At 71.0% G+C, this 18,784-nt stretch carries 17 protein-coding genes; 14 read left to right on the top strand and 3 right to left on the bottom strand.

Annotated features, from left to right (window positions below; all coding sequences use genetic code 11):
• Window positions 1–16 precede the first annotated feature (16 nt).
• From RM609_RS23685 to RM609_RS23655, 7 genes are all read left to right on the top strand, one after another.
• On the top strand, window positions 17–994 hold the full coding sequence (locus RM609_RS23685; protein ID WP_438828516.1) for a heme/hemin ABC transporter substrate-binding protein: 978 nt from the start codon (window positions 17–19) through the stop codon (window positions 992–994).
• A gap of 1 nt (window position 995) precedes the next feature.
• A complete protein-coding gene (locus RM609_RS23680) occupies window positions 996–2,075 on the top strand; it encodes a FecCD family ABC transporter permease (RefSeq protein ID WP_311613541.1) in 1,080 nt (359 codons plus the stop codon).
• A 122-nt stretch (window positions 2,076–2,197) separates the two neighbouring features.
• Window positions 2,198–3,067, top strand: a complete 870-nt coding sequence (locus RM609_RS23675) for a heme ABC transporter ATP-binding protein (RefSeq protein WP_311613540.1) — start codon at window positions 2,198–2,200, stop codon at window positions 3,065–3,067.
• 128 nt (window positions 3,068–3,195) lie between these two features.
• The gene (gene efeO / locus RM609_RS23670; protein WP_311613539.1) at window positions 3,196–4,329 is read left to right on the top strand and encodes an iron uptake system protein EfeO; all 1,134 of its coding nucleotides are present in this window, start codon (window positions 3,196–3,198) and stop codon (window positions 4,327–4,329) included.
• 14 nt (window positions 4,330–4,343) lie between these two features.
• Window positions 4,344–5,795: an iron uptake transporter deferrochelatase/peroxidase subunit gene (gene efeB / locus RM609_RS23665; RefSeq protein WP_311613538.1), complete on the top strand. Its 1,452-nt coding sequence runs from the start codon at window positions 4,344–4,346 to the stop codon at window positions 5,793–5,795.
• 31 nt (window positions 5,796–5,826) lie between these two features.
• On the top strand, window positions 5,827–6,813 hold the full coding sequence (efeU, locus tag RM609_RS23660; RefSeq protein ID WP_311613537.1) for an iron uptake transporter permease EfeU: 987 nt from the start codon (window positions 5,827–5,829) through the stop codon (window positions 6,811–6,813).
• On the top strand, window positions 6,695–7,666 hold the full coding sequence (locus RM609_RS23655; RefSeq protein WP_498073170.1) for an SCO2278 family lipoprotein: 972 nt from the start codon (window positions 6,695–6,697) through the stop codon (window positions 7,664–7,666). Before efeU ends, RM609_RS23655 begins: the two co-directional genes overlap by 119 nt.
• 81 nt (window positions 7,667–7,747) lie before the next feature.
• Here RM609_RS23655 and RM609_RS23650 read toward each other — a convergent pair whose 3' ends face one another.
• Window positions 7,748–8,485: a bifunctional DNA primase/polymerase gene (locus tag RM609_RS23650; protein WP_311613535.1), complete on the bottom strand. Its 738-nt coding sequence runs from the start codon at window positions 8,483–8,485 to the stop codon at window positions 7,748–7,750.
• A 230-nt stretch (window positions 8,486–8,715) separates the two neighbouring features.
• On the opposite strand from RM609_RS23650, the gene RM609_RS23645 reads away from it, so the two are divergent.
• Window positions 8,716–8,901 (top strand): DUF6243 family protein, encoded by a 186-nt coding sequence (locus tag RM609_RS23645; protein ID WP_311613534.1) that lies wholly within the window; start codon window positions 8,716–8,718, stop codon window positions 8,899–8,901.
• Between the two features lie 31 nt (window positions 8,902–8,932).
• Window positions 8,933–9,838, top strand: coding sequence for a dimethylargininase (gene ddaH / locus RM609_RS23640; RefSeq protein WP_438828512.1), 906 nt, complete (start codon window positions 8,933–8,935; stop codon window positions 9,836–9,838).
• A 75-nt stretch (window positions 9,839–9,913) separates the two neighbouring features.
• Here ddaH and RM609_RS23635 read toward each other — a convergent pair whose 3' ends face one another.
• Together RM609_RS23635 and RM609_RS23630 are read right to left on the bottom strand one after the other, a co-directional pair.
• Window positions 9,914–10,963, bottom strand: a complete 1,050-nt coding sequence (locus RM609_RS23635) for a small ribosomal subunit Rsm22 family protein (protein ID WP_311613532.1) — start codon at window positions 10,961–10,963, stop codon at window positions 9,914–9,916.
• A 10-nt stretch (window positions 10,964–10,973) separates the two neighbouring features.
• Window positions 10,974–12,278 carry a multidrug effflux MFS transporter gene (locus RM609_RS23630; RefSeq protein WP_311613531.1) on the bottom strand — a complete coding sequence of 435 codons (1,305 nt, stop codon included), beginning with the start codon at window positions 12,276–12,278 and terminating at the stop codon, window positions 10,974–10,976.
• A gap of 135 nt (window positions 12,279–12,413) precedes the next feature.
• On the opposite strand from RM609_RS23630, the gene RM609_RS23625 reads away from it, so the two are divergent.
• The 5 genes from RM609_RS23625 (at window position 12,414) to RM609_RS23605 (ending at window position 18,749) form a co-directional block, all read left to right on the top strand.
• Window positions 12,414–13,295 carry a PhzF family phenazine biosynthesis protein gene (locus tag RM609_RS23625; protein ID WP_311613530.1) on the top strand — a complete coding sequence of 294 codons (882 nt, stop codon included), beginning with the start codon at window positions 12,414–12,416 and terminating at the stop codon, window positions 13,293–13,295.
• Window positions 13,296–13,443: 148 nt separating this feature from the next.
• A complete protein-coding gene (locus RM609_RS23620) occupies window positions 13,444–14,019 on the top strand; it encodes a hypothetical protein (RefSeq protein ID WP_311613529.1) in 576 nt (191 codons plus the stop codon).
• A 276-nt stretch (window positions 14,020–14,295) separates the two neighbouring features.
• Window positions 14,296–16,311, top strand: coding sequence for an FG-GAP-like repeat-containing protein (locus RM609_RS23615; RefSeq protein ID WP_311613528.1), 2,016 nt, complete (start codon window positions 14,296–14,298; stop codon window positions 16,309–16,311).
• A 255-nt stretch (window positions 16,312–16,566) separates the two neighbouring features.
• Entirely contained in the window at window positions 16,567–17,037 is a 471-nt protein-coding gene (locus RM609_RS23610; protein ID WP_311613527.1) for a hypothetical protein, read from the top strand.
• Window positions 17,038–17,138: 101 nt separating this feature from the next.
• Entirely contained in the window at window positions 17,139–18,749 is a 1,611-nt protein-coding gene (locus tag RM609_RS23605) for a S1 family peptidase (RefSeq protein ID WP_311613526.1), read from the top strand.
• Window positions 18,750–18,784 lie beyond the last annotated feature (35 nt).

The following is an 18,784-nucleotide window of genomic DNA, read 5'->3' as shown; positions in this document are numbered from 1 at the left end:
CGCGGGCCTGCTCGCCATGGCAGCCGTCCTCACCGGTTGCGGCACGGCGGACGGGGATTCCGGAAAGCCCTCGGGTGCCTCCGGGACCGCCGGCCGGCAGCGGTCGACGCCCGACCGCGTCGAACCGATCGCGCCGGCGCCCAGGCCCCGACTGCCCGTCACCGTGCGCTCCGCCGACGGCCGGGACGTCACCGTGAGCGGCGCCGACCGGATCGTTCCGCTTTCCGGCTCGCTCTCCGAGATCGTCTTCAGCCTCGGCCTCGGCGACCGGGTCGTGGCCCGTGACATCACCGCCACGTTCGAACAGGCCGGCAAACTGCCCGTCGTGACGCGCGCGCACGACGTCTCGGCGGAGAGCGTGCTCTCGCTGCGGCCCACGCTCGTCCTCGCCGAGACCACGACCGGCCCGGCCGAGGCCATCGGCCAGATCCGCGCGGCGGGCATCCCCCTCGTCGTCCTCGACCCGGCGAAGAGGCTCGGCGACGTCGGCACCCGGATCGACAAGGTGGCGGCCGCGCTCGGCGTCCCCGCCGCGGGCAAGGAGCTCCGCGAACGCACGGAGAGCCGTATCGAGGCGGCGAAGCGGAACATCCCCCAAAGCCATGGGCGGAAGCCGCGCGTCGCCTTCCTCTACCTGCGCGGCTCGGCCTCCGTCTACCTCCTCGGCGGCGCGGGCTCGGGAGCCGACTCGCTCATCGAGGCGGCGGGCGGCGTCGACGCGGGCGTCGACTCGGGCCTGAAGAAGGACTTCACCCCCATCACCAGCGAGGCCCTCGCCAAGGCCGCGCCCGATGTGATCCTCGTGATGAGCAAGGGCCTGGACTCCGTCGGCGGCGTGGACGGGCTGCTCAAGATCCCGGGCGTCGGCGAGACCCCGGCCGGGCTCGACCGCCGGATCGCCTCCGTCGACGACGGCGTCCTGCTGAACTTCGGCCCGCGCACCGACACCGTGCTGGGGTCCCTCGTCGAGCAGATCCACAAGGGCGGCGAGTGACATGACGACCGCCGTCAAGGAAGAGGAAACCGTGCCGCGGGCGGTGCCTCGCGCGCGTACGACGCCCGTACTGCTGGGCGGTGCGATGGCCGTCGCCCTCGCCGTCCTCTGCCTCCTCTCCGCCGGGCTCGGCGCGTACGACATCCCCGTCGGCGACGTGCTGGGCTCGCTCCTGCACCGCGCCGGACTCGGCGGCACGGCCCTCGACCGCGTGGCCGAGAGCGTGCTGTGGAACGTCCGGCTGCCGCGCGTGGCACTGGCGCTGCTCGTCGGGGCGTCGCTGGGGTGCGCGGGGGCGCTGACGCAGGGCGTGTTCGGCAATCCGCTCGCCGAGCCCGGCGTCATCGGCATCTCGTCCGGCGCGGCCGTGGGCGCGGTCGCCTCCATCTCGCTGGGCCTGACCCTCTTCGGCACCTGGACGGTGACGGTCTGCGCGTTCGTGGGCGGGCTGGTGACGGTGGTGCTGGTGTACGCGCTGTCGCGTTCGGGCGGGCGGACGGAGGTGGTGACGCTCATCCTCACCGGCATCGCGGTGAACGCGTTCGCGGGCGCGCTCATCGGCCTGTGCGTCTTCTTCGCGGACAACGCGCAGATCACCCAGATCACCTTCTGGCAGCTGGGCTCCCTCGCCCAGGCGACCTGGCCCAAGGTGCTCGCCGTCCTGCCGTGCGCCCTGGCCGGGCTGGCGGTCGCGCCCTGGTACGCCCGGAAGCTGGACCTGCTGGCGCTGGGCGAACGCCCGGCGCGGCACCTGGGCGTGGACGTCGAACGGCTGCGGATGGTGCTGGTGCTGGTGGTCGCGCTGCTGACGGCGGCGGCGGTGGCCGTCGCGGGGATCATCACGTTCGTCGGACTGCTGGTGCCGCATCTGCTGCGCATGGCGGCGGGCCCGGGGCACCGCTTCCTCGTACCGGGCAGCGCGCTGGGCGGCGCCCTCGTCCTGGTGGCCGCGGACCTCGCGGCCCGCACGGCCGCCCAGCCGGCGGAACTGCCCCTGGGCGTCCTGACGGCCTTGTTCGGCAGCCCGTTCTTCTTCTGGTTGCTGCGCAGGACGCGGCGGAAGCAGGGAGGTTGGGCGTGATGCGCGCACTCGACATCGGCTCCCTGCCCAGTGGGTGTCCGGCCGGGGGTCCGGGGGTTGCCCCCGGGAAAGCACAGCTGGTTGCTGCGCAGGACGCGGCGGAAGCAGAGAGGCTGGGCGTGATGCGCGCACTCGGCATCGGCTGGGGAAGGACCCTCCTGCGGCCGCGGCGCCGCACGCTCCCCTCCCCCGCCCCCGCCGGAACCGTACGGGCCGAGGCCCGTGCCCTCCGGGTACGGCTCGGCGACCGTACCGTCCTGTCCGAGGTCGACCTGCGCGTCACCGCCGGCGAGGTCGTCGCCCTCGTCGGCCCGAACGGCGCCGGGAAGTCCACACTGCTCGCCGCGCTCGCCCACGACCTGCCCGCCGAATCCGGCGAGGTGTGGATCGACGGCCGTCCGGCAGCCGATTGGAGCGCCGGCGAACTCGCCCTGCGCCGGGCCGTGCTGCCGCAGTCGGCCCGGCTCTCGTTCCCGTTCGCCGTCGAGGAGGTCGTACGGATGGGCCGGGCCCCCTGGGCCGGTACGCCCGCCGAGGACGAGGACGATCCGGCCGTGCGGTCGGCGATGGCCGCCGCCGAGGTGGCCGGATTCGCCTCCCGGCCGTTCGCGGAGCTGTCGGGCGGCGAACGGGCCCGGGTCGCCCTTGCCCGGGTGCTAGCGCAGCGCACCCCGCTGCTGCTGCTCGACGAGCCGACGGCCGCGCTGGACCTGCGCCACCAGGAACTGGTGCTGCGGGTGTGCCGGGAGCGCGCCGCCGCCGGGGACGCGGTCGTGGTCGTCCTCCACGACCTCGGCCTCGCGGGCGCCTACGCGGACCGCGTGGCCGTGCTCCACGAGGGCCGGATCGCGGCGGACGGTCCGCCAGGCCGGGTCTACGCGCCCGAATTGCTGAGCCGTGTCTATTCTCAGCCGGTCGAAGTAATTGATCATCCGCGTACGGGAGAACCTTTGGTGCTGCCGAGACGGGATGGCCGAAATTTTGCCTCGTGAGAGCAGAATCACGCACCCAGTGGGGAACAGGGTAGGCAAGCCTCAGATAAGTTAGGGCGGCCTTATTCAGCCATGCGGTTTCGGCCATGTCCGATAATCCACCCTCTCCGAGCAAGCCTGGAGCCCACATGCGAGCCCTTCGCTCCTCCGCCGTCACCGCCATCGCGGCGGTCGCGGCTCTGACCGCCGTGTCCGGCTGTGCCGAGAAGTCCGACGGGAAGAGCGCGGACGGAGCCGTCAATGTGACGGCCTCCGACGACAAGTGCGAGGTCTCCAAGACCTCGTTCCCGGCCGGGCACGTCAAGATCCATGTGGAGAACAAGGGCTCCAAGGTCACCGAGGTTTATGTCTACGCCCCCGATGACCGAATTGTCACCGAGCGCGAGAACATAGGCCCGGGCACCAAGGCGGACATCACCGCGACGATCAAGGCTGGCTCGTACGAAATCGCCTGCAAGCCCGGCATGAAGGGCGACGGCATCCGCCAGAAGATCACCGTCACCGGTGGCGGCGCGGAGAAGAAGAGCGACCCGGCGCTGGACAAGGCGGTCGCCGAGTACCGCAAGTACGTGCAGCAGCAGGCCGACGAGACGATCCCGGCCGCGCAGAAGTTCGTGGACGCCGTCAAGAAGGGCGACCTGGACGAGGCGAAGAAGAACTACGCCTCCTCCCGCACCGGCTGGGAGCGCACCGAGCCGGTCGCCGAGTCCTTCGGCGACATCGACCCGAAGGTCGACGTCCGCGAGGACGGCCTGGAGAAGGACCAGAAGTGGACCGGCTGGCACAAGCTGGAGAAGTCGCTCTGGGACGCCAAGGCCATCACGGACGAGGACAAGACCCTCGCCGACCAGCTGATGAAGGACCTCGAGGACTGGCGCAAGCGCGTCGGCACCGCCGAGATCACGCCGACCAGCATGGCCAACGGCGCCAAGGAGCTCCTCGACGAGGTCTACCGGAACAAGATCACCGGTGAGGAGGAGCGCTACAGCCACACCGACCTGGTCGACTTCGAGGCCAACGTCGACGGCGCCGAGAAGGCGTACGAGCTGCTGAAGCCGGTCGCCACCAAGAACGACGCCGCCCTCGTCAAGACCCTGGACGCGCAGTTCGCCGCCGTGAAGAAGGCGCTCGGCGACTACCGCGACGGTGACGGCTTCAAGTCGTACGACACCGTGGGCCAGGACGACCGCAAGAAGCTCTCGGACGCCGTGAACGCGCTGTCCGAGCCGCTGTCCAAGCTCGCCGCCGCGGTCGCGAAGTAAGCGGGGGAACGACGATGACGGAATCCTCGAAGCCGAAGGCCTCCGAGACGGCGGAGGCCACCGGGACCACCGAGACCGCACAGGCCTCGGAGACCACGGAGACCACCGAGACCGCCACGAGCAAGGCGCCCGCCGCGAACGCCGGTGACGCCGGTGACGCCACCGACGGGGCCAAGGCCGAGGCGAAGGCCGAGGCCAACGCCGACGCGAAGGCCGGCGGGGCCGGCCGCCCCGCCCCCTCGCGCCGCGCCCTGCTCGGCTGGGGCGGCGCGGGCCTCGCGCTCGGCGCCGCCGCAGCCGGCGGCACGGCCGCCGCGCTGCGCGTCGGCTCCGACGTCTCCCCCAGCGCGTCCACCGGTGACGCGGTGCCGTTCGACGGCGCCCACCAGGCCGGCATCTCCACGCCCGTCCAGGACCGGCTGCACTTCGCCTCCTTCGACGTGACGACGACCGACCGGGCCGCGCTGGTCAAGCTGCTCCAGGAGTGGACGGCCGCCGCCCGGGCGATGACCGCCGGGCACGAGGTCGGCGCGGGCGCGATCAGCGCGAACGAGGAGCTGCCGCCGGACGACACCGGCGAGGCCCTCGGCCTCAAGCCGTCGCGGCTGACCCTGACCTTCGGCGTGGGCCCCGGCCTGTTCGAGAAGGACGGCAAGGACCGCTTCGGGCTGAAGGCCCGCCGCCCCAAGGCCCTCGTCGACCTGCCCGCCTTCCCCGGGGACAACCTCGACGCCGCGCGCAGCGGCGGCGACCTGTGCGTCCAGGCCTGCGCCGACGACCCGCAGGTCGCGGTGCACGCGATCCGCAACCTCGCCCGCATCGGCATGGGCCGGGTGGCGATCCGCTGGTCGCAGCTGGGCTTCGGCAAGACGTCCTCGACGACGCCCGACGCGCAGACGCCGCGCAACATGATGGGCTTCAAGGACGGCACCCGGAACATCGCGGGCGACGACACCGCCCGTCTCGACAAGCACGTGTGGGTGGGCCAGAAGGACGGCCCCGACTGGATGGTCGGCGGCTCCTACCTCGTCGCGCGCCGCATCCGGATGCACATCGAGACCTGGGACCGGACCTCGCTCACCGAGCAGGAGGACGTCTTCGGCCGCGACAAGTCCGAGGGCGCGGCCGTGGGCAAGCAGCGCGAGCACGACGAGCCGCTGCTGAAGGCGATGAAGCCCGACGCGCACGTGCGCCTCGCGCACCCGGACTCCAACAACGGAGTGACGATCCTGCGCCGCGGCTACTCCTTCACGGACGGCACGGACGGCCTGGGCCGGCTCGACGCCGGGCTGTTCTTCATCGCGTACCAGCGCGACGTCCGGGACGGCTTCATACCGCTCCAGACGCGCCTCTCACGCAGCGACGCGCTGAACGAGTACATCCAGCACGTGGGGTCGGCGGTCTTCGCCGTCCCGCCGGGCGTCCGCGACAAGGGCGACTGGTGGGGCAAGGCCCTCTTCGCCTGACCGCTGGTCCCTTTCTGAGAGGAGATGCCGGGTGTTCGGCAACTACCTGATCGGCCTGCGCGAGGGCCTGGAGGCCAGCCTGGTCGTCTGCATCCTCGTCGCCTACCTGGTCAAGACCGGCCGCAGGGACGCCCTGCGGCCGGTGTGGACCGGCATCGCGGCGGCGGTGCTGCTGAGCATGGCCTTCGGCGCCGTGCTCCAGTTCGGCTCGCAGACGATGACGTTCAAGGCCCAGGAGGCGCTCGGCGGCTCCCTGTCCGTCATCGCCGTCGGCCTGGTGACCTGGATGGTCTTCTGGATGCGGCGCACCGCGCGGCACCTGAAGAAGGAACTGCACGGCAAGCTCGACGCGGCCCTCGCGATGGGCACGGGCGCGCTGGTCGTCACGGCGTTCCTGGCCGTCGGCCGGGAGGGCCTGGAGACGGCGCTGTTCATCTGGACGGCCGTGCAGGCGACCAATGACGGTGTGCGGCCGCTGATCGGCGCGCTGCTGGGGCTGCTGACGGCCGTGGTGCTGGGCTGGCTGTTCTACCGGGGCGCGCTGAAGATCAACCTGGCGAAGTTCTTCACCTGGACCGGCGCGATGCTGATCGTGGTCGCGGCGGGCGTCCTCGCCTACGGCTTCCACGACCTCCAGGAGGCCGACGTCCTGCCGGGCCTGGGGAACCGGGCCTTCGACATCAGCGAGCAGATCCCGGCGGACAGCTGGTACGGCACGCTGCTGAAGGGCGTCTTCAACTTCCAGCCGGACCCGACGTGGCTTCAGGTGGGGGTGTGGGCGCTGTATGTCGTCCCGACCCTGCTGGTGTTCTTCGCTCCGGGCCGGACGGGTAGGGTTGCGCCGTCCCGAGCAGTCACGGAGGAGTCGAAGCGCGATGAGACGCCGGTCGCCACGTCGGGTGTTCCCGCGTCGGGCAGCGATTCTGACGGTGGTGCCGGTGCTACTGACGGCGGCGACCGGGTGCGTGACGGTGCACGGGGAACGGGCGGTCATCCCGGCGGTGAGCGGGAAGGCTGAGGCCGAGAAGGTCCTCCGCCGTTTCACCGACGGCTACAACGACGCGTACCGCAAGCTCGACCCGGCCCTCGTGGACCGGGTCGAGACCGGTGCGCCGGCCGAGATAGCCCGGGCCGACCTGGCCGCGCAGCGCGCGGTGACGCCGGGCGGCAACCCGGGCTATCCGCCGCTCGTCCTCGACGACGCGCGGTTCACGATCCCGAAGATGGCGGGCTGGCCGAAGTTCTTCGTCGCCGACACCCACAGCAACCGTGACCAGCACCGCTGGCTGCTGGTCTTCACCCGCGCCGACGCGGGCCGGCCGTGGAAGGCCGCGTATCTCTCGCTGCTGAACCAGGGAAGCGTCCCGGAGTTCGCGCTGGACAAGGACGGCTACGCGCAGGCGGTGCCGGCCAAGGCGGAGACGAGCGAGGCCCCCCTCGCCGTACGGCCGACCGCGCTCAGCACCGCGTACACCGACTTCCTGCGCACGGGCGCGGGCACCGTCTTCGCCCCCGGCACCTCCACCACGCAGATCCGCGCGGAACGCGCGAAGCTCGCCCGGACGCCCACGTTCTGGACCGAGTACATCGACACCCCGGAAAAGGCCCCGGGCTTCCCGGCCCCGGCTCTGCGCACCAAGGACGGCGGCGCGCTCGCCTTCTTCACGGCGCACCACCGGGAGCGCCGCACCGCGGTCGCGGGCGTCCGCCCGGAGGTCACCGACCCGCGCACGAAGGCGCTCCTGAAGGGCGACCTCAAGCAGGCGGTGACCTACACGCGGGTCTCGGAGTCGGCGGTCCGGATCCCCCGCACGGGCCCGGTGGTCTTCCTCAACAGAATCGACTCCTTGACGGAGGCGAAGGGCGAGTAGGGACCTGGTTGTGGGCAATCGTTCCGCAAGGCGGAACGGGTGGGCACAACCCGACCACGGCCTCAGCGCCGCAAGCGCACCTCAGCGCCCGATCGGCCACGGGTGAGCCGGCTCATGATCCCCCTGCCGCCCCCCGGCGTAGACCGCACACGCATCCGTAAGCGCCTCCAACAAAGAAAGCGGGTCCGGCAAAGGCCGATCGGCCCCGAACCCCGCGACCCACTCCACCCGCTCCTCCCCCGGCAGCACGGACGGCGGCAGCAGCACATAGCTGCCCCGGCAGTGCCACCGCAGCCCCGGGTGCTCGTCCATCGTCTCGGGGTGGCAGTCCAGCTCGCAGGGCCACCACTCGTCCTCGTCGTCGGGGGTGCCGCGGGTGGCGGTGAAGAAGAGCATGCGGTCGGGGGCGACGGTGGCGACGGGGCCGGCTTCCACTCCGGCGGCCGTCAGCCGGTCCAGCGCCTGCCGGCCGGCCTCGGCGGGGACGTCGAGGACGTCGTGGGCGATGCCGGTGGCGGTGACGAAGTTGGCCTCCGGCTGGCCGCGCAGCCATTTGGTGACCTTGTCGGCGTCGGTCGAGGCGAGGGTCTGCCAGGCGAAGGAGACGGGGTGCCGACCGGGGGTGGGACACCCGATGCGTTCACAGGAACAGCCGTAGCCGGAGGGGTGCGCGGCGGGCGCCAGGGGGAACCCGGCGGCGGCCGCGGCCAGGAGCAGTTCCTCGCGGGCGGCTCCGGTGGCCGCCCCCGTGCCCGTATCGCCGCCCGCTCCGCTCCTGGGGCGGCGCAGCCATTGGGAGAATCTGCTCTTGCGTTCCATCTATCCCCTCACTTCGACCGCGGTCTTCGGTCAATGCTGCCACCATCCTGCTCCTGGTGTGACCGCCGGACCTATCCGGGGGGTGTGAGACCGGCCGCGTCGGGGCCCGTTGGGGGAGGACGTGTCCACGCACAGGGCCTCCCCAACCCCATTGACAAGACGAACCGTCTCGTTCAGAGTGGAGGACATCGCGAGACGAATCGTCTCGCTGAAGTGAAAGGGGACCCACCATGGCTCGAGGCGGATCACGCGGCATGCTCGGCGTCGGCGGCACCCGCAGCAACCTCTCCCGCGCCTCTCTGCGCGGCGCGGGCGGAGGCGGCCGGGGGGCGAACGGCGGCACCGACCCGAACGCGCAGAAGCGCGAGCTGCTGCGCGCCCTCAAGGCGCAGCGGAACGGCGACACCAGTAGGTGAACGGGTGGCTTGTAAACCACCCGTACGGTTCATGCGCCAAGCCCTCACAGCGTGGACCATTTGGGCACGCACGATCCACGTGCGTGCCCAACACCACCGTGAGGAGCGCGACTTGCGTACATCCCCGCGTGCATCCACTCCGCGCCGCTATCTGATGTGCCCGCCCACGTACTACCGGGTCACATATTCGATCAACCCCTGGATGGACCCGGGCAAGCCGGTCGACCTACAGCTCGCCCTCGCGCAATGGGAGGAGCTCCGCGACCGCTACCGCGCCCTCGGCCACACCGTCGAGGTGCTCGCCCCTCGCACCGATCTGCCCGACATGGTCTTCGCCGCCAACGGCGCCACGGTCGTCGACGGGCGGGTCCTCGGCGCCCGCTTCGCCCACCCCGAGCGCTGGGCCGAGGCGGCGGCGCACCGGGAGTGGTTCCGCGCCCACGGCTACGAGGCGGTGCGCGAGCCGGAGCACATCAACGAGGGCGAGGGCGACTTCGCCGTCACGGCCACCTGGCTCCTCGCGGGGCGCGGCTTCCGCAGCAGCCCTCTCTCGCACCCGGAGGCACAGGAGTTCTTCGGCCGCCCGGTGATCGGGCTCGACCTGGTCGACCCGCGCTACTACCACCTGGACACGGCCCTGTGTGTCCTCGACGACTCCACCGACGCGGAGGTCATGTACTACCCGGGCGCCTTCTCCCCGGGCAGCCGGGCGGTCCTGGAGCGCCTCTTCCCCGACGCGCTGATCGCGACCGAGGAGGACGCCGCGGCGCTGGGCCTCAACGCGGTGAGCGACGGGAAGCACGTCCTGCTCCCCCAGGCGGCGGTCGGCCTCTTCGAGCCCCTGCGCGCGAGAGGCTACGAGCCGATCGGCATGGACCTGGGTGAGCTCCTCAAGGGCGGCGGCAGCGTGAAGTGCTGCACGCAGGAACTCAGATAAGGGCCTCCTGGGAGCCTCATCCCCGCCGCGGCGGCGCGCAACCGTCGCGGCGGATCCCGGCGGTGCCGGACGGCCTCAGCCGTCCTGGTCCTCCTGACCGGCCGGAGGCCACTCCCCGCCCCACTCCGCATCGCGCGCCGCGCGGTAGAGCGGCCCGTGCCGCTTGGTGACGGTCTCCCGCCCCAGCCCGTCCCCGGGCGTGCACAGCTCCAGCAGCACCTGCCCCTTGCGGATCTGCGGCTTCCGCACGATCCGCGAGGGATCGGCCTCGGGAATGTCCATGTCCCGCACCGCCGCCACGTACGAGAACTTCTCGTCCTCGTACGACAGCGAGCCCCCCTTCACCTGCCGGTGGAGCGACGAACGGCTCACCCGGGCCGAGAAGTGGCACCAGTCCGTGCCCCGCTCGATGGGGCAGGCCGCGCTGTGGGGACAGGGCGCCACGACACGGAAGCCCGCCGCGATCAGCCGGTCGCGCGCCTCGATGATCCGCAGATAGCCCTCGGGCGTCCCGGGCTCGACGATCACGACGGCTCGCGCCGCACGCGCGGCCGCGTCGGTGACCGCGTGCCGGTCGCCTTCGGTCAGCTCACCCAGGACGTACGAGACCGTGACCAGGTCCGTGCCCTCGGGCAGGTCGAGGCCGGAGTCGATGGCCCGGCGCTGCCAGCGCGCGCCGCTCAGCGCCGGCTCGGACCGTACCGTTCCGGCCAGCTCGGCGCCCAGGGCGAGCGCGGGCTCGGCCCAGTCCAGGACGGTGGTCGTCCGCTCCCCGCCCGGCCAGGCCGCGGCGACGGCCCAGGTCGCGGCGCCCGTGCCACCGCCGACGTCGACGTGCGTGGCGGGGTGGAGGTCCGGCAGCCGGTCGCGGAAGGCCTCCAGCGCGGACCGTACGGCCTCGAAGGTCGCGGGCATCCGGTACGCGGCGTAGGCCGCCACGTCGGAGCGGTCGCGCAGGACGGGGGTGTGCGTGGGGGTGCGCCCCCGGTAGTTGGCGATCAGCCGCTCGACGGCCTGGGCCGCCTGCTTGGGCGGCAGGCCGTCGAGGAGTCCGGCGAGGGCGGTGCGCAGGGTCTCGCCGGTGACCGGGGCCTCGCCGGTCGGCGCGTGTGCGGGGGCGTGCATTTCGCGAAGTCTATGCGGTGCCGAACGCGTCGTCCTCCCGTCGCCGCCAGGGCCGGCACAGCCCCACGAAGCAGACCACCGCGGCGAGCGCGCAGCCGAGCTGGACGAGGGCCATCGGCACGGCCGTGTGCTCGCCCGCGATGCCGACGAGCGGCGAGGCGATCGCGCCCAGCAGGAAGGTGGAGGTGCCCAGCAGCGCGGACGCCGACCCGGCGGCGTCGCGGGAGCGCATCAGGGCCTGGGCGTTGGTGTTGGGCATGGCCAGGCCCATCGCGGACATCAGGACGAAGAGCCCGGCCGAGACCGGGACGAGCCCGGCCTTGCCGAGTACGCCGGAGGTCATCAGCAGCAGGGCCGCCGACGCGAGGGTGATCACGGCGAGGCCGACGGCGAGCGCCTTGTCGAGGCTGACCCGCCCGACGAGCACCTTGCCGTTGATCTGGCCGGCGATGACGAGCCCGATGGAGTTCAGGCCGAAGAGCAGACTGAAGGTCTGCGGGGAGGCGCCGTAGATGTCCTGGACGACGAAGGGCGAGGCGGAGATGTAGGCGAAGAGCGCGGCGAAGGCGAAGCCGCCCGACAGCATGTAGCCGGTGAAGACCCGGTCGGCGAGCAGCCCGCGCATCGTGCGCAGCGCCTGGCCGAGGCCGCCGTCCTGACGGCGGGCGGGCGGCAGGGTCTCGTCCAGCCGGCGCCAGACGATGAACGTGAGGAGGACGCCGATGACGGTGAGGACGACGAAGACGCCGCGCCAGTCGGTCAGGCGGAGGATCTGTCCGCCGATGAGCGGGGCGACGACGGGGGCGACACCGGATATCAGCATGAGGGTGGAGAAGAACCGGGCCATGGCCACGCCCTCGTACATGTCGCGGACGACGGCCCGGGCGATGACGATCCCGGCCGCCCCGGCGAGCCCCTGCGCCAGCCGGAAGCCGATCAGCAGCTCCACGGTGGGGGCGAAGGCGCAGGCGGCGGTGGCGAGGACGTAGACGACCATGCCCACGAGGAGCGGACGCCTACGCCCCCAGCGGTCGCTCATCGGCCCGACGATCAGCTGGCCGAGCGCCATGCCCATGAGGCAGGCGGTGAGGGTGAGCTGGATGGTGGCGGCCGGGGAGCTCATGGCGGAGGTGACCTCGGGCAGGGCCGGGAGGTACATGTCCATGGAGAGGGGCGGCAGGGCGGTGAGACCGCCGAGCACGAGGGTGACGACGAGCCCGGCGCGGCGTGCGCGCGCCTCCGGCTTCGCAGCGCTCACGGCCCCGGCACTGGGGATGCCCTCGTCAACGGCCTGGGAGCGGCCGGAGTCCGTCATCGTCTCTCCATGAAAGTCGCAATTCTTGTAGTTTCAAATTTCTTCCATGGTGTCATGGCCACGGCCACGAGTCGCCCCTTACGGGGGTGATGTGCGCTACGGAATAGCCACCCGTGGCGAAAAGTTGACCTGCCCATGAAGACGCAGACGAACATCCCCGCCAACGGCGACGTCCTCCGCTACACCGCCTTCTCCTCGGACCCGTCCGGCGGCAACCCGGCGGGTGTCGTCCTGGACGCCTCGGCCCTGGACGACTCGGCACGGCTCGCGGTCGCGGCCGGGCTGGGCTACAGCGAGACGGCCTTCCTGACGGCACCGCCGGAGGGGCTGGGCGAGCCGGGGCGCGCGTTCACGCTGCGTTTCTTCAGCCCGCTGGCGGAGGTGTCGTTCTGCGGCCACGCGACGGTGGCGACGGCGGTCGCGCTGGCGGAGCGGAGAGGTCCGGGCGAGTTCGTCTTCGCGACGGCGGCGGGAACGGTGCCGGTGGAGGTCGTGGAGGTGGACGACCAGCTGAGGGCCACGCTGACGAGCGTGGAGCCGCACACGGAAGAAGTGCCGGCGGAGACCCTGACGGAAGCCCTGGCGGCCCTGGACTGGAAAGCAGCGGACCTCGACCCGGCCTTCCCCGTCCGCATCGCGTACGCGGGGGCGCGCCACCTGATCCTGGCGGCGGCCACTCGGGGCCGACTGGCGGACCTGGACTACGACTTCGACCGCCTGGCGACGCTGATGCGCGCCCATGACCTGACGACGGTCCAACTGGTGTGGCGGGAGAGCGGGACAGTCTTCCACGTACGGGACCCGTTCCCGGTGGGCGGTGTCGTGGAGGACCCGGCGACGGGCGCGGCGGCGGCCGCGCTGGGCGCGTATCTGCGGGAGCACGGGCTGGTGGGCGCGGCGGCCCGGCTCACCCTCCACCAGGGCGCGGACATGGGACGGCCGGGACTGCTGGGGGTGGAGCTACGGGAGGGCGACCGGCGGGTACGGGTGACGGGCACGGCGACGCGGATCGGCTGAAGAACCCCAGGGGCGCCCGTATCCGACGCGCGCCCCCAACCGGTCCCGCTCCACACCCGAATGGCCAATTCCGGGTGTACGGTCCGGATGCGCGGGGGCGAGATGAAGCGCCCGGAACGAAACGGCGACGACCGAGGGGGACGGCGACGTGAGCCCGGACGGAGACCCACCTCCACCACCACCGCACTCACCCTTCTGGCGCCGCGTCTGGACGTACTGGGTGACGGGCGGCCTGGCGGTGGTACTGGCGGCGGTGATCCCGGTCCTGCTCCAGAAGGGCCCCTTCGCCCCGAACAAGCCAACCCCGACAGCCTCCCCCACCACCCCGGCACCCCCGCGCCCGGACCTGGGCACAACACCCCCACGCACCATCCCACCCGGGCCCCCCACCCAGTCCCCCGTCACCGCCAGGATCACCGGCATCGCCCCCCTGGGCGCGGTCACCCCGACGGTGACCAAGGTCCAGGTGACCATGACCTGGACGGGTCTCAAGGGCCGCTCGGGCTATATCAAGTGGCACACGTACAACGACGCCACCAAGCTCTCCATGAGCGACGACAGCACCATCAGCACCCCGGCCCTCAACTGGGACAGCACGGACTGGAAGCCCACGTTCATAGTCCCGACGCCGACGGTCCACTGGCAGCTCCAGGTGACGGCGTACGGTCCGGACGGAACGCAATTGACGACGGGTCACTCGAACTTCACGTTCAATACGCCGTAGGGGCCCGAGCCTCCGCTCCCCGACATCCGACGGCACTTCTCCCCCTCTTCCGCGTGGCCGGCCTCGCCCCACGTGGATATCCGGTCGAGGAGAGCGGTCGGCGCTGCTTATCATCGAGCCTGTTTTGTCGAGCGTGATGCCATTCGCCGAGTGTGCGACCCGCGCACGCTCAGCGAGGAGACAGCACCGATGGCAGGCCACCGCCGTGGGCGGCGCAGGGCTCGGGCCCGACGGTCGCGCTGGAGACTTCCCCTGACCGTCGTCACAGCGGTCGCCTTGATCGGGGGGCTGGTCTGGGTACTCGTGCCGTCGTCCGGCAGCGCCGACGCCGAGGCCGCCACCGTCGAGGAGAGACCCACCCCGCCCGCCTGGACGCGCACCTGGGGCACCGCCATTGCCGCAGCCGCCCCGGCCGCCAAGACCGATGTCACCGGCCGTCAGACCCTCCGCATGGTCGTGCACACCGGCGTCGCCGGGACGTCCTCCCGCATCTACCTGGTGAACACCTTCAGCAAGGAACCCGTGACCATCGGACACGCCACCATCGCCCGCCAGGCGCACGGTGCCGCCGCGGCGGCAGCCCCGGTGGCCCTGACCTTCAACGGCCGCCCGGGCACCGTCATCGCGCCCGGTGAGAGCGTCTACAGCGACGCGGCCGCGTTCCCGGTCAATGCCGACGAGAATCTGCTGGTCAGCATTTACCTCCCCAACCCGGTCCGTACGGCGCCGTATCACAAATGGGCGCTGACGACCTCCTACACCTCCGCACCCGGGGACGCGGGCGACCGCACCATGGATTCGGCGGACGGTGGATTCACCACCAAATTCCCCTACTTCGCCTTTCTCAGCGGCGTCGACGTCATGACGAGCAGCGCCGGCACCATCGTCCTCCTCGGCGATTCGCAGACCGACGGCGCCCACACCACCGCCGACGGCAACCGCCGTTGGCCCGACGCGTACGCGCGTGCGCTGGGGGCGGCCGCAGCCGCAGCCCAGGACAAGCCGATGACGGTCGTCAACGCCGGTATATCCGGGAACCGCATACTCGCCGACGGCGACCACGCGGAGGCCGGCCCGAGCGCGCTCAACCGATTCGACCGCGACGTCCTGGCCGTGCCCAACGTCAAGGCTGTACTCCTCTACGAGGGCATCAACGACATCGGCCTTGCCGGCTCGACTACCCCGGAGGTCATATCCGGGATCCGGCAGCTCGCCGCGCGCGCCCACTCGGCGGGGCTCACCTTCACCGTGGCAACGATCCCTCCGTTCAAGGGATTCGAGAGGTACACCCCGGCGAAGGACAAGGTGCGGCAGGAGGTCAACGATTACATCCGCTCCACCCCGGACATCGACGCGCATGTGGACTTCGACCTGGCCACGCGCGACCCGCTGAATCCCGCCCGGCTCTTCGCCGGCTATTACGGCCGCGGCGACGACCGTCTGCATTTCAGTGACAACGGAAGCCAGGCGCTCTCGGACTCCGTGACCTCCGGTCGCTCCCCCGCCCCGCTCGCCTCGCGTCCTCCGGCGCCCACGCAGACCGTCGTCGCCGATTTCACCGGGGACGGCATTCCCGATCTCGTCGCCCGTGAGGCCAACGGTGAACTCCGGCTCCGGCCGGGCAACAAGGACGTCGACGACAGCAGCCGCGGCGACGGGACCTTCGGAACCCCCAAGACGGTCATGCGCGACTGGGACTTCACCCAGACCGTGGCCGGTGACTTCAACGGCGACGGTCACAACGACCTCATGGCCAGGGACCGCGCCGGAAACCTCCAGCTCCTCACCGGAAACGGCAACGGATCCGGAACCGACAACGGCACCTTCGGCAAGCCCAAAAAGGTCCTCGACGGCTGGGCCGCCACCCAGACCGTCGCCGCCGACTTCAACGGTGACGGAATTCCCGATCTCATCGGCCGCGGCGCCGACGGCGGCCTGCACTTCTGGCCCGGTGACCGGAAAACCATCCTCGGACCGGCCCGGCTCGTTCTCAAGAAATGGAATTTCACGCAGGCCGCAGCGGGTGACTTCACGGGCGACGGAAAGGCCGACCTCATCGCCAAGGACGACGCCGGAAACCTCCAGCTCCTCACCGGAAACGGCAACGGAACCTTCGCCGGTCCCAAAAAGGTGCTCGGCGACTGGACGTACACCGAGCTCTCGGCGTTCGCCCTGCGCAAGGGCGGTATCGCCCATCTCCTCGGCAGAAGCGCGGAAACGGGCTCGCTCCACGCCTGGTTCAACCTGGGGAACGCCGAGTTCAGCCGCCCCTTGCGACACCCCGACAGCTGATCCCAGCAGTCGGACGGCCCCCAAAAGCGGAATCTGTGATTTCGCATCGGGGAATGCAACTCCGCTTCAGGCCACGCCGATCAAGGTGATATCAATAGGGCGCCGGTCCGGCACAGAGGCGGAACCAACCATCCCGGTTTCCTCGCCGGACAGGCATGTGTGCGGTACCCGCGCACGCGCATTTTTTGCCATACCCCAGACGTTTTCTTAGCGTATTCATTACGAAGGCAAGGAACAATGAAGGTTATTTCCCGCGTGCTGGCAACCGCCCTCGTCGCGAGCAGCGTCGCGATCACCGGCGCCAACGCCGCGATGGCCGCCGACACCCCGCCGCCCATCGTGGAGGACTTCGAGTACCCGCAGGCGGACAAGATCTTCCAGGAGCGCGGGATCAAGCTGAAGAGCGGTGACGGGCACATCATGCTCGCCACCTGCGACAGCGCCCCGGGCCTGATCGAGGTCTACTCGCGCGGCATGCAGGAGCGCGACAAGGTCGGCCAGGGCAAGTTCTGCTTCAAGGTCAACGGTCCCTCCGGCTACCTGAGCCTGGAGCTGCCGACCGTCTACGGCGCCAAGGGCAACGACTACGCGGTCAAGGTCAACATGGTGACCACCAACGAGTCGAAGTCCTTCAACCTCGACAAGAACAAGTGGACGGCCGTCGGCGAGAGCGCCGACCCGCAGGGCCGCGAGTTCACGCTGCTCGAGATCGTCGCGAAGAAGTAAACGAGCCGCGTTCTCCCCTCGGTGACTTGGTGGCGCGCGGCACGCGCGCCACCTGCCGTTCCTCAACGTCTTCTTCTCTCAAGGTTCGTAAGGAAAGCAACATGTCTGGCAAGGGTCCGCGTGTCGCGTGGATAGCAGGACTTATCGCCGGTTCCGTCGCGACCGGTGCTTTCACGGCCGTTCCCGCCCAGGCCGTCGTCGGTGACGCCGCCAAGGACGGGCAGTACGCGTCCACCGCGAAGCTCGACATCGGCGGCGGGAAGCGCACCTGTACCGGCACCCTGGTGGAGAGCCAGTGGGTGCTCACAGCCGCGAGTTGCTTCGCGGACGACCCCTCGCAGGGCTTCCGCATCACCGCCGGCGCCCCCAAGCAGCAGACCGCTGTGACCGTCGGCCGCACCGACCTCACGGGGACGGCCGGTACCACGGTCGACGCCGTCGAGCTCGTGCCCCGTGGCGACCGCGACCTGGTCATGGTCAAGCTCGCCAAGCCGGTCACCGGTGTCACCCCGGCCCCCGTGAGCTCCGCCGCGCCCCGGCAGGGCGAGGACCTGCGGGTCACCGGGTTCGGCCGTACGAAGGACGAGTGGGCCCCCACCCGGCTGAACACCGCCGCCTTCGGCGCCGGCACCGTCGCCGCCACCACCGTCGACCTGGCCGCCAAGGCCCCCGTCGACGCCGCCCTCTGCAAGGGCGACATGGGCGGCCCGGTCCTCCGCGAGACCAACGGCACCGCCGAGGTCGTCGCCGTCGCCACCGGCTCCTGGCAGAACGGCTGCTGGGGAACCGACGGCACCGAGACCCGTACCGGCGCCGTCGCCACCCGCGTCGACGACGTGGCCGACTGGGTCCAGCAGACGTACGCCCGGACGCTGCTGGCGCGGCGCGGCTGGGGCAACGCCGCGCATCTGGCGTCGGGCTACTTCACCAGCGAGCCCACCGGCAAGCGCCGGATGGACCTGTTCGTCGCGTGGAAGGACGGCTCCGCCAGCCTCTTCCAGGGCGCCGACTACGACAACCCGAAGTACCCCTTCACCCGCGAGATCCAGCTCGAAGGCGCCGGCAGCTACTGGAAGTACGCCGACGCGGTGACGGCCGGCCGTTACAGCGACAGCGGTACCGACGGTCTGACCGTCCGCTGGGCCGGCGGCAAGCTCTCCACCTACACCCACGTCGACGAGAAGGGTTTCCACGAGGAGAAGACCCTCGCCGAGCCCGGCTCCTGGTGGTCCCACGCCCGCCTGATCACCTCCGGCCGCTTCAGCGCCAACGCCCTGCGCGACGACCTCCTCGTGCTGTGGGAGGACGGCTCGACCTCGATGTACACCGACACCGGTGTCAACGGCGTCAAGAAGGAAACCCAGCTCACGCTGAAGAACGACGGTTTCAAGGCCGCCGTCCAGATCAACGCCGGTGAGTTCACGGGCGGCAAGACCGCCGACCTGATGATCCGCTGGAGCGACGGCCAGACCCAGATCTTCCCCGGTGGCGACACCAAGAACGACCACAGCCGTATCCAGGTCACCCCGGTCGGCTACCACTGGACGCACGCCGCGCAGATCACCGTCGGCAACTTCACCAAGCCCGCCGGCCCCCTCAACGACATCCTCGTCCGCTGGGACACCACCGACCTCAGCTACTACCCGAACGTGACCCCCGGCGCCATCCCCTCCACCAGGGGCCCGCTCGGCGAGGTCCAGCTCGTCGGCTGAGTCCGTCCCCACCCGTTGACGCCGTTCCACATGCC

Origin of the sequence: Streptomyces hesseae (assembly GCF_031845785.1) — a bacterium.
Lineage (GTDB): Bacteria > Actinomycetota > Actinomycetes > Streptomycetales > Streptomycetaceae > Streptomyces > Streptomyces hesseae.
This window is presented reverse-complemented; position numbering and strand designations above follow the sequence as displayed.

Excerpts from the sequence above, each read along its gene's own strand:
- RM609_RS23685 (WP_438828516.1), top strand. The coding sequence starts at position 17 with ATGGCAGCCGTCCTCACCGGTTGCGGCACGGCGGACGGGGATTCCGGA.
- RM609_RS23680 (WP_311613541.1), top strand. The coding sequence starts at position 996 with ATGACGACCGCCGTCAAGGAAGAGGAAACCGTGCCGCGGGCGGTGCCT.
- RM609_RS23675 (WP_311613540.1), top strand. The coding sequence starts at position 2,198 with ATGCGCGCACTCGGCATCGGCTGGGGAAGGACCCTCCTGCGGCCGCGG.
- efeO (WP_311613539.1), top strand. The coding sequence starts at position 3,196 with ATGCGAGCCCTTCGCTCCTCCGCCGTCACCGCCATCGCGGCGGTCGCG.
- efeB (WP_311613538.1), top strand. The coding sequence starts at position 4,344 with ATGACGGAATCCTCGAAGCCGAAGGCCTCCGAGACGGCGGAGGCCACC.
- RM609_RS23650 (WP_311613535.1), bottom strand. The coding sequence starts at position 8,485 with ATGGAACGCAAGAGCAGATTCTCCCAATGGCTGCGCCGCCCCAGGAGC.
- RM609_RS23645 (WP_311613534.1), top strand. The coding sequence starts at position 8,716 with ATGGCTCGAGGCGGATCACGCGGCATGCTCGGCGTCGGCGGCACCCGC.
- ddaH (WP_438828512.1), top strand. The coding sequence starts at position 8,933 with ATGCGCCAAGCCCTCACAGCGTGGACCATTTGGGCACGCACGATCCAC.
- RM609_RS23635 (WP_311613532.1), bottom strand. The coding sequence starts at position 10,963 with ATGCACGCCCCCGCACACGCGCCGACCGGCGAGGCCCCGGTCACCGGC.
- RM609_RS23630 (WP_311613531.1), bottom strand. The coding sequence starts at position 12,278 with ATGACGGACTCCGGCCGCTCCCAGGCCGTTGACGAGGGCATCCCCAGT.
- RM609_RS23625 (WP_311613530.1), top strand. The coding sequence starts at position 12,414 with ATGAAGACGCAGACGAACATCCCCGCCAACGGCGACGTCCTCCGCTAC.
- RM609_RS23605 (WP_311613526.1), top strand. The coding sequence starts at position 17,139 with ATGTCTGGCAAGGGTCCGCGTGTCGCGTGGATAGCAGGACTTATCGCC.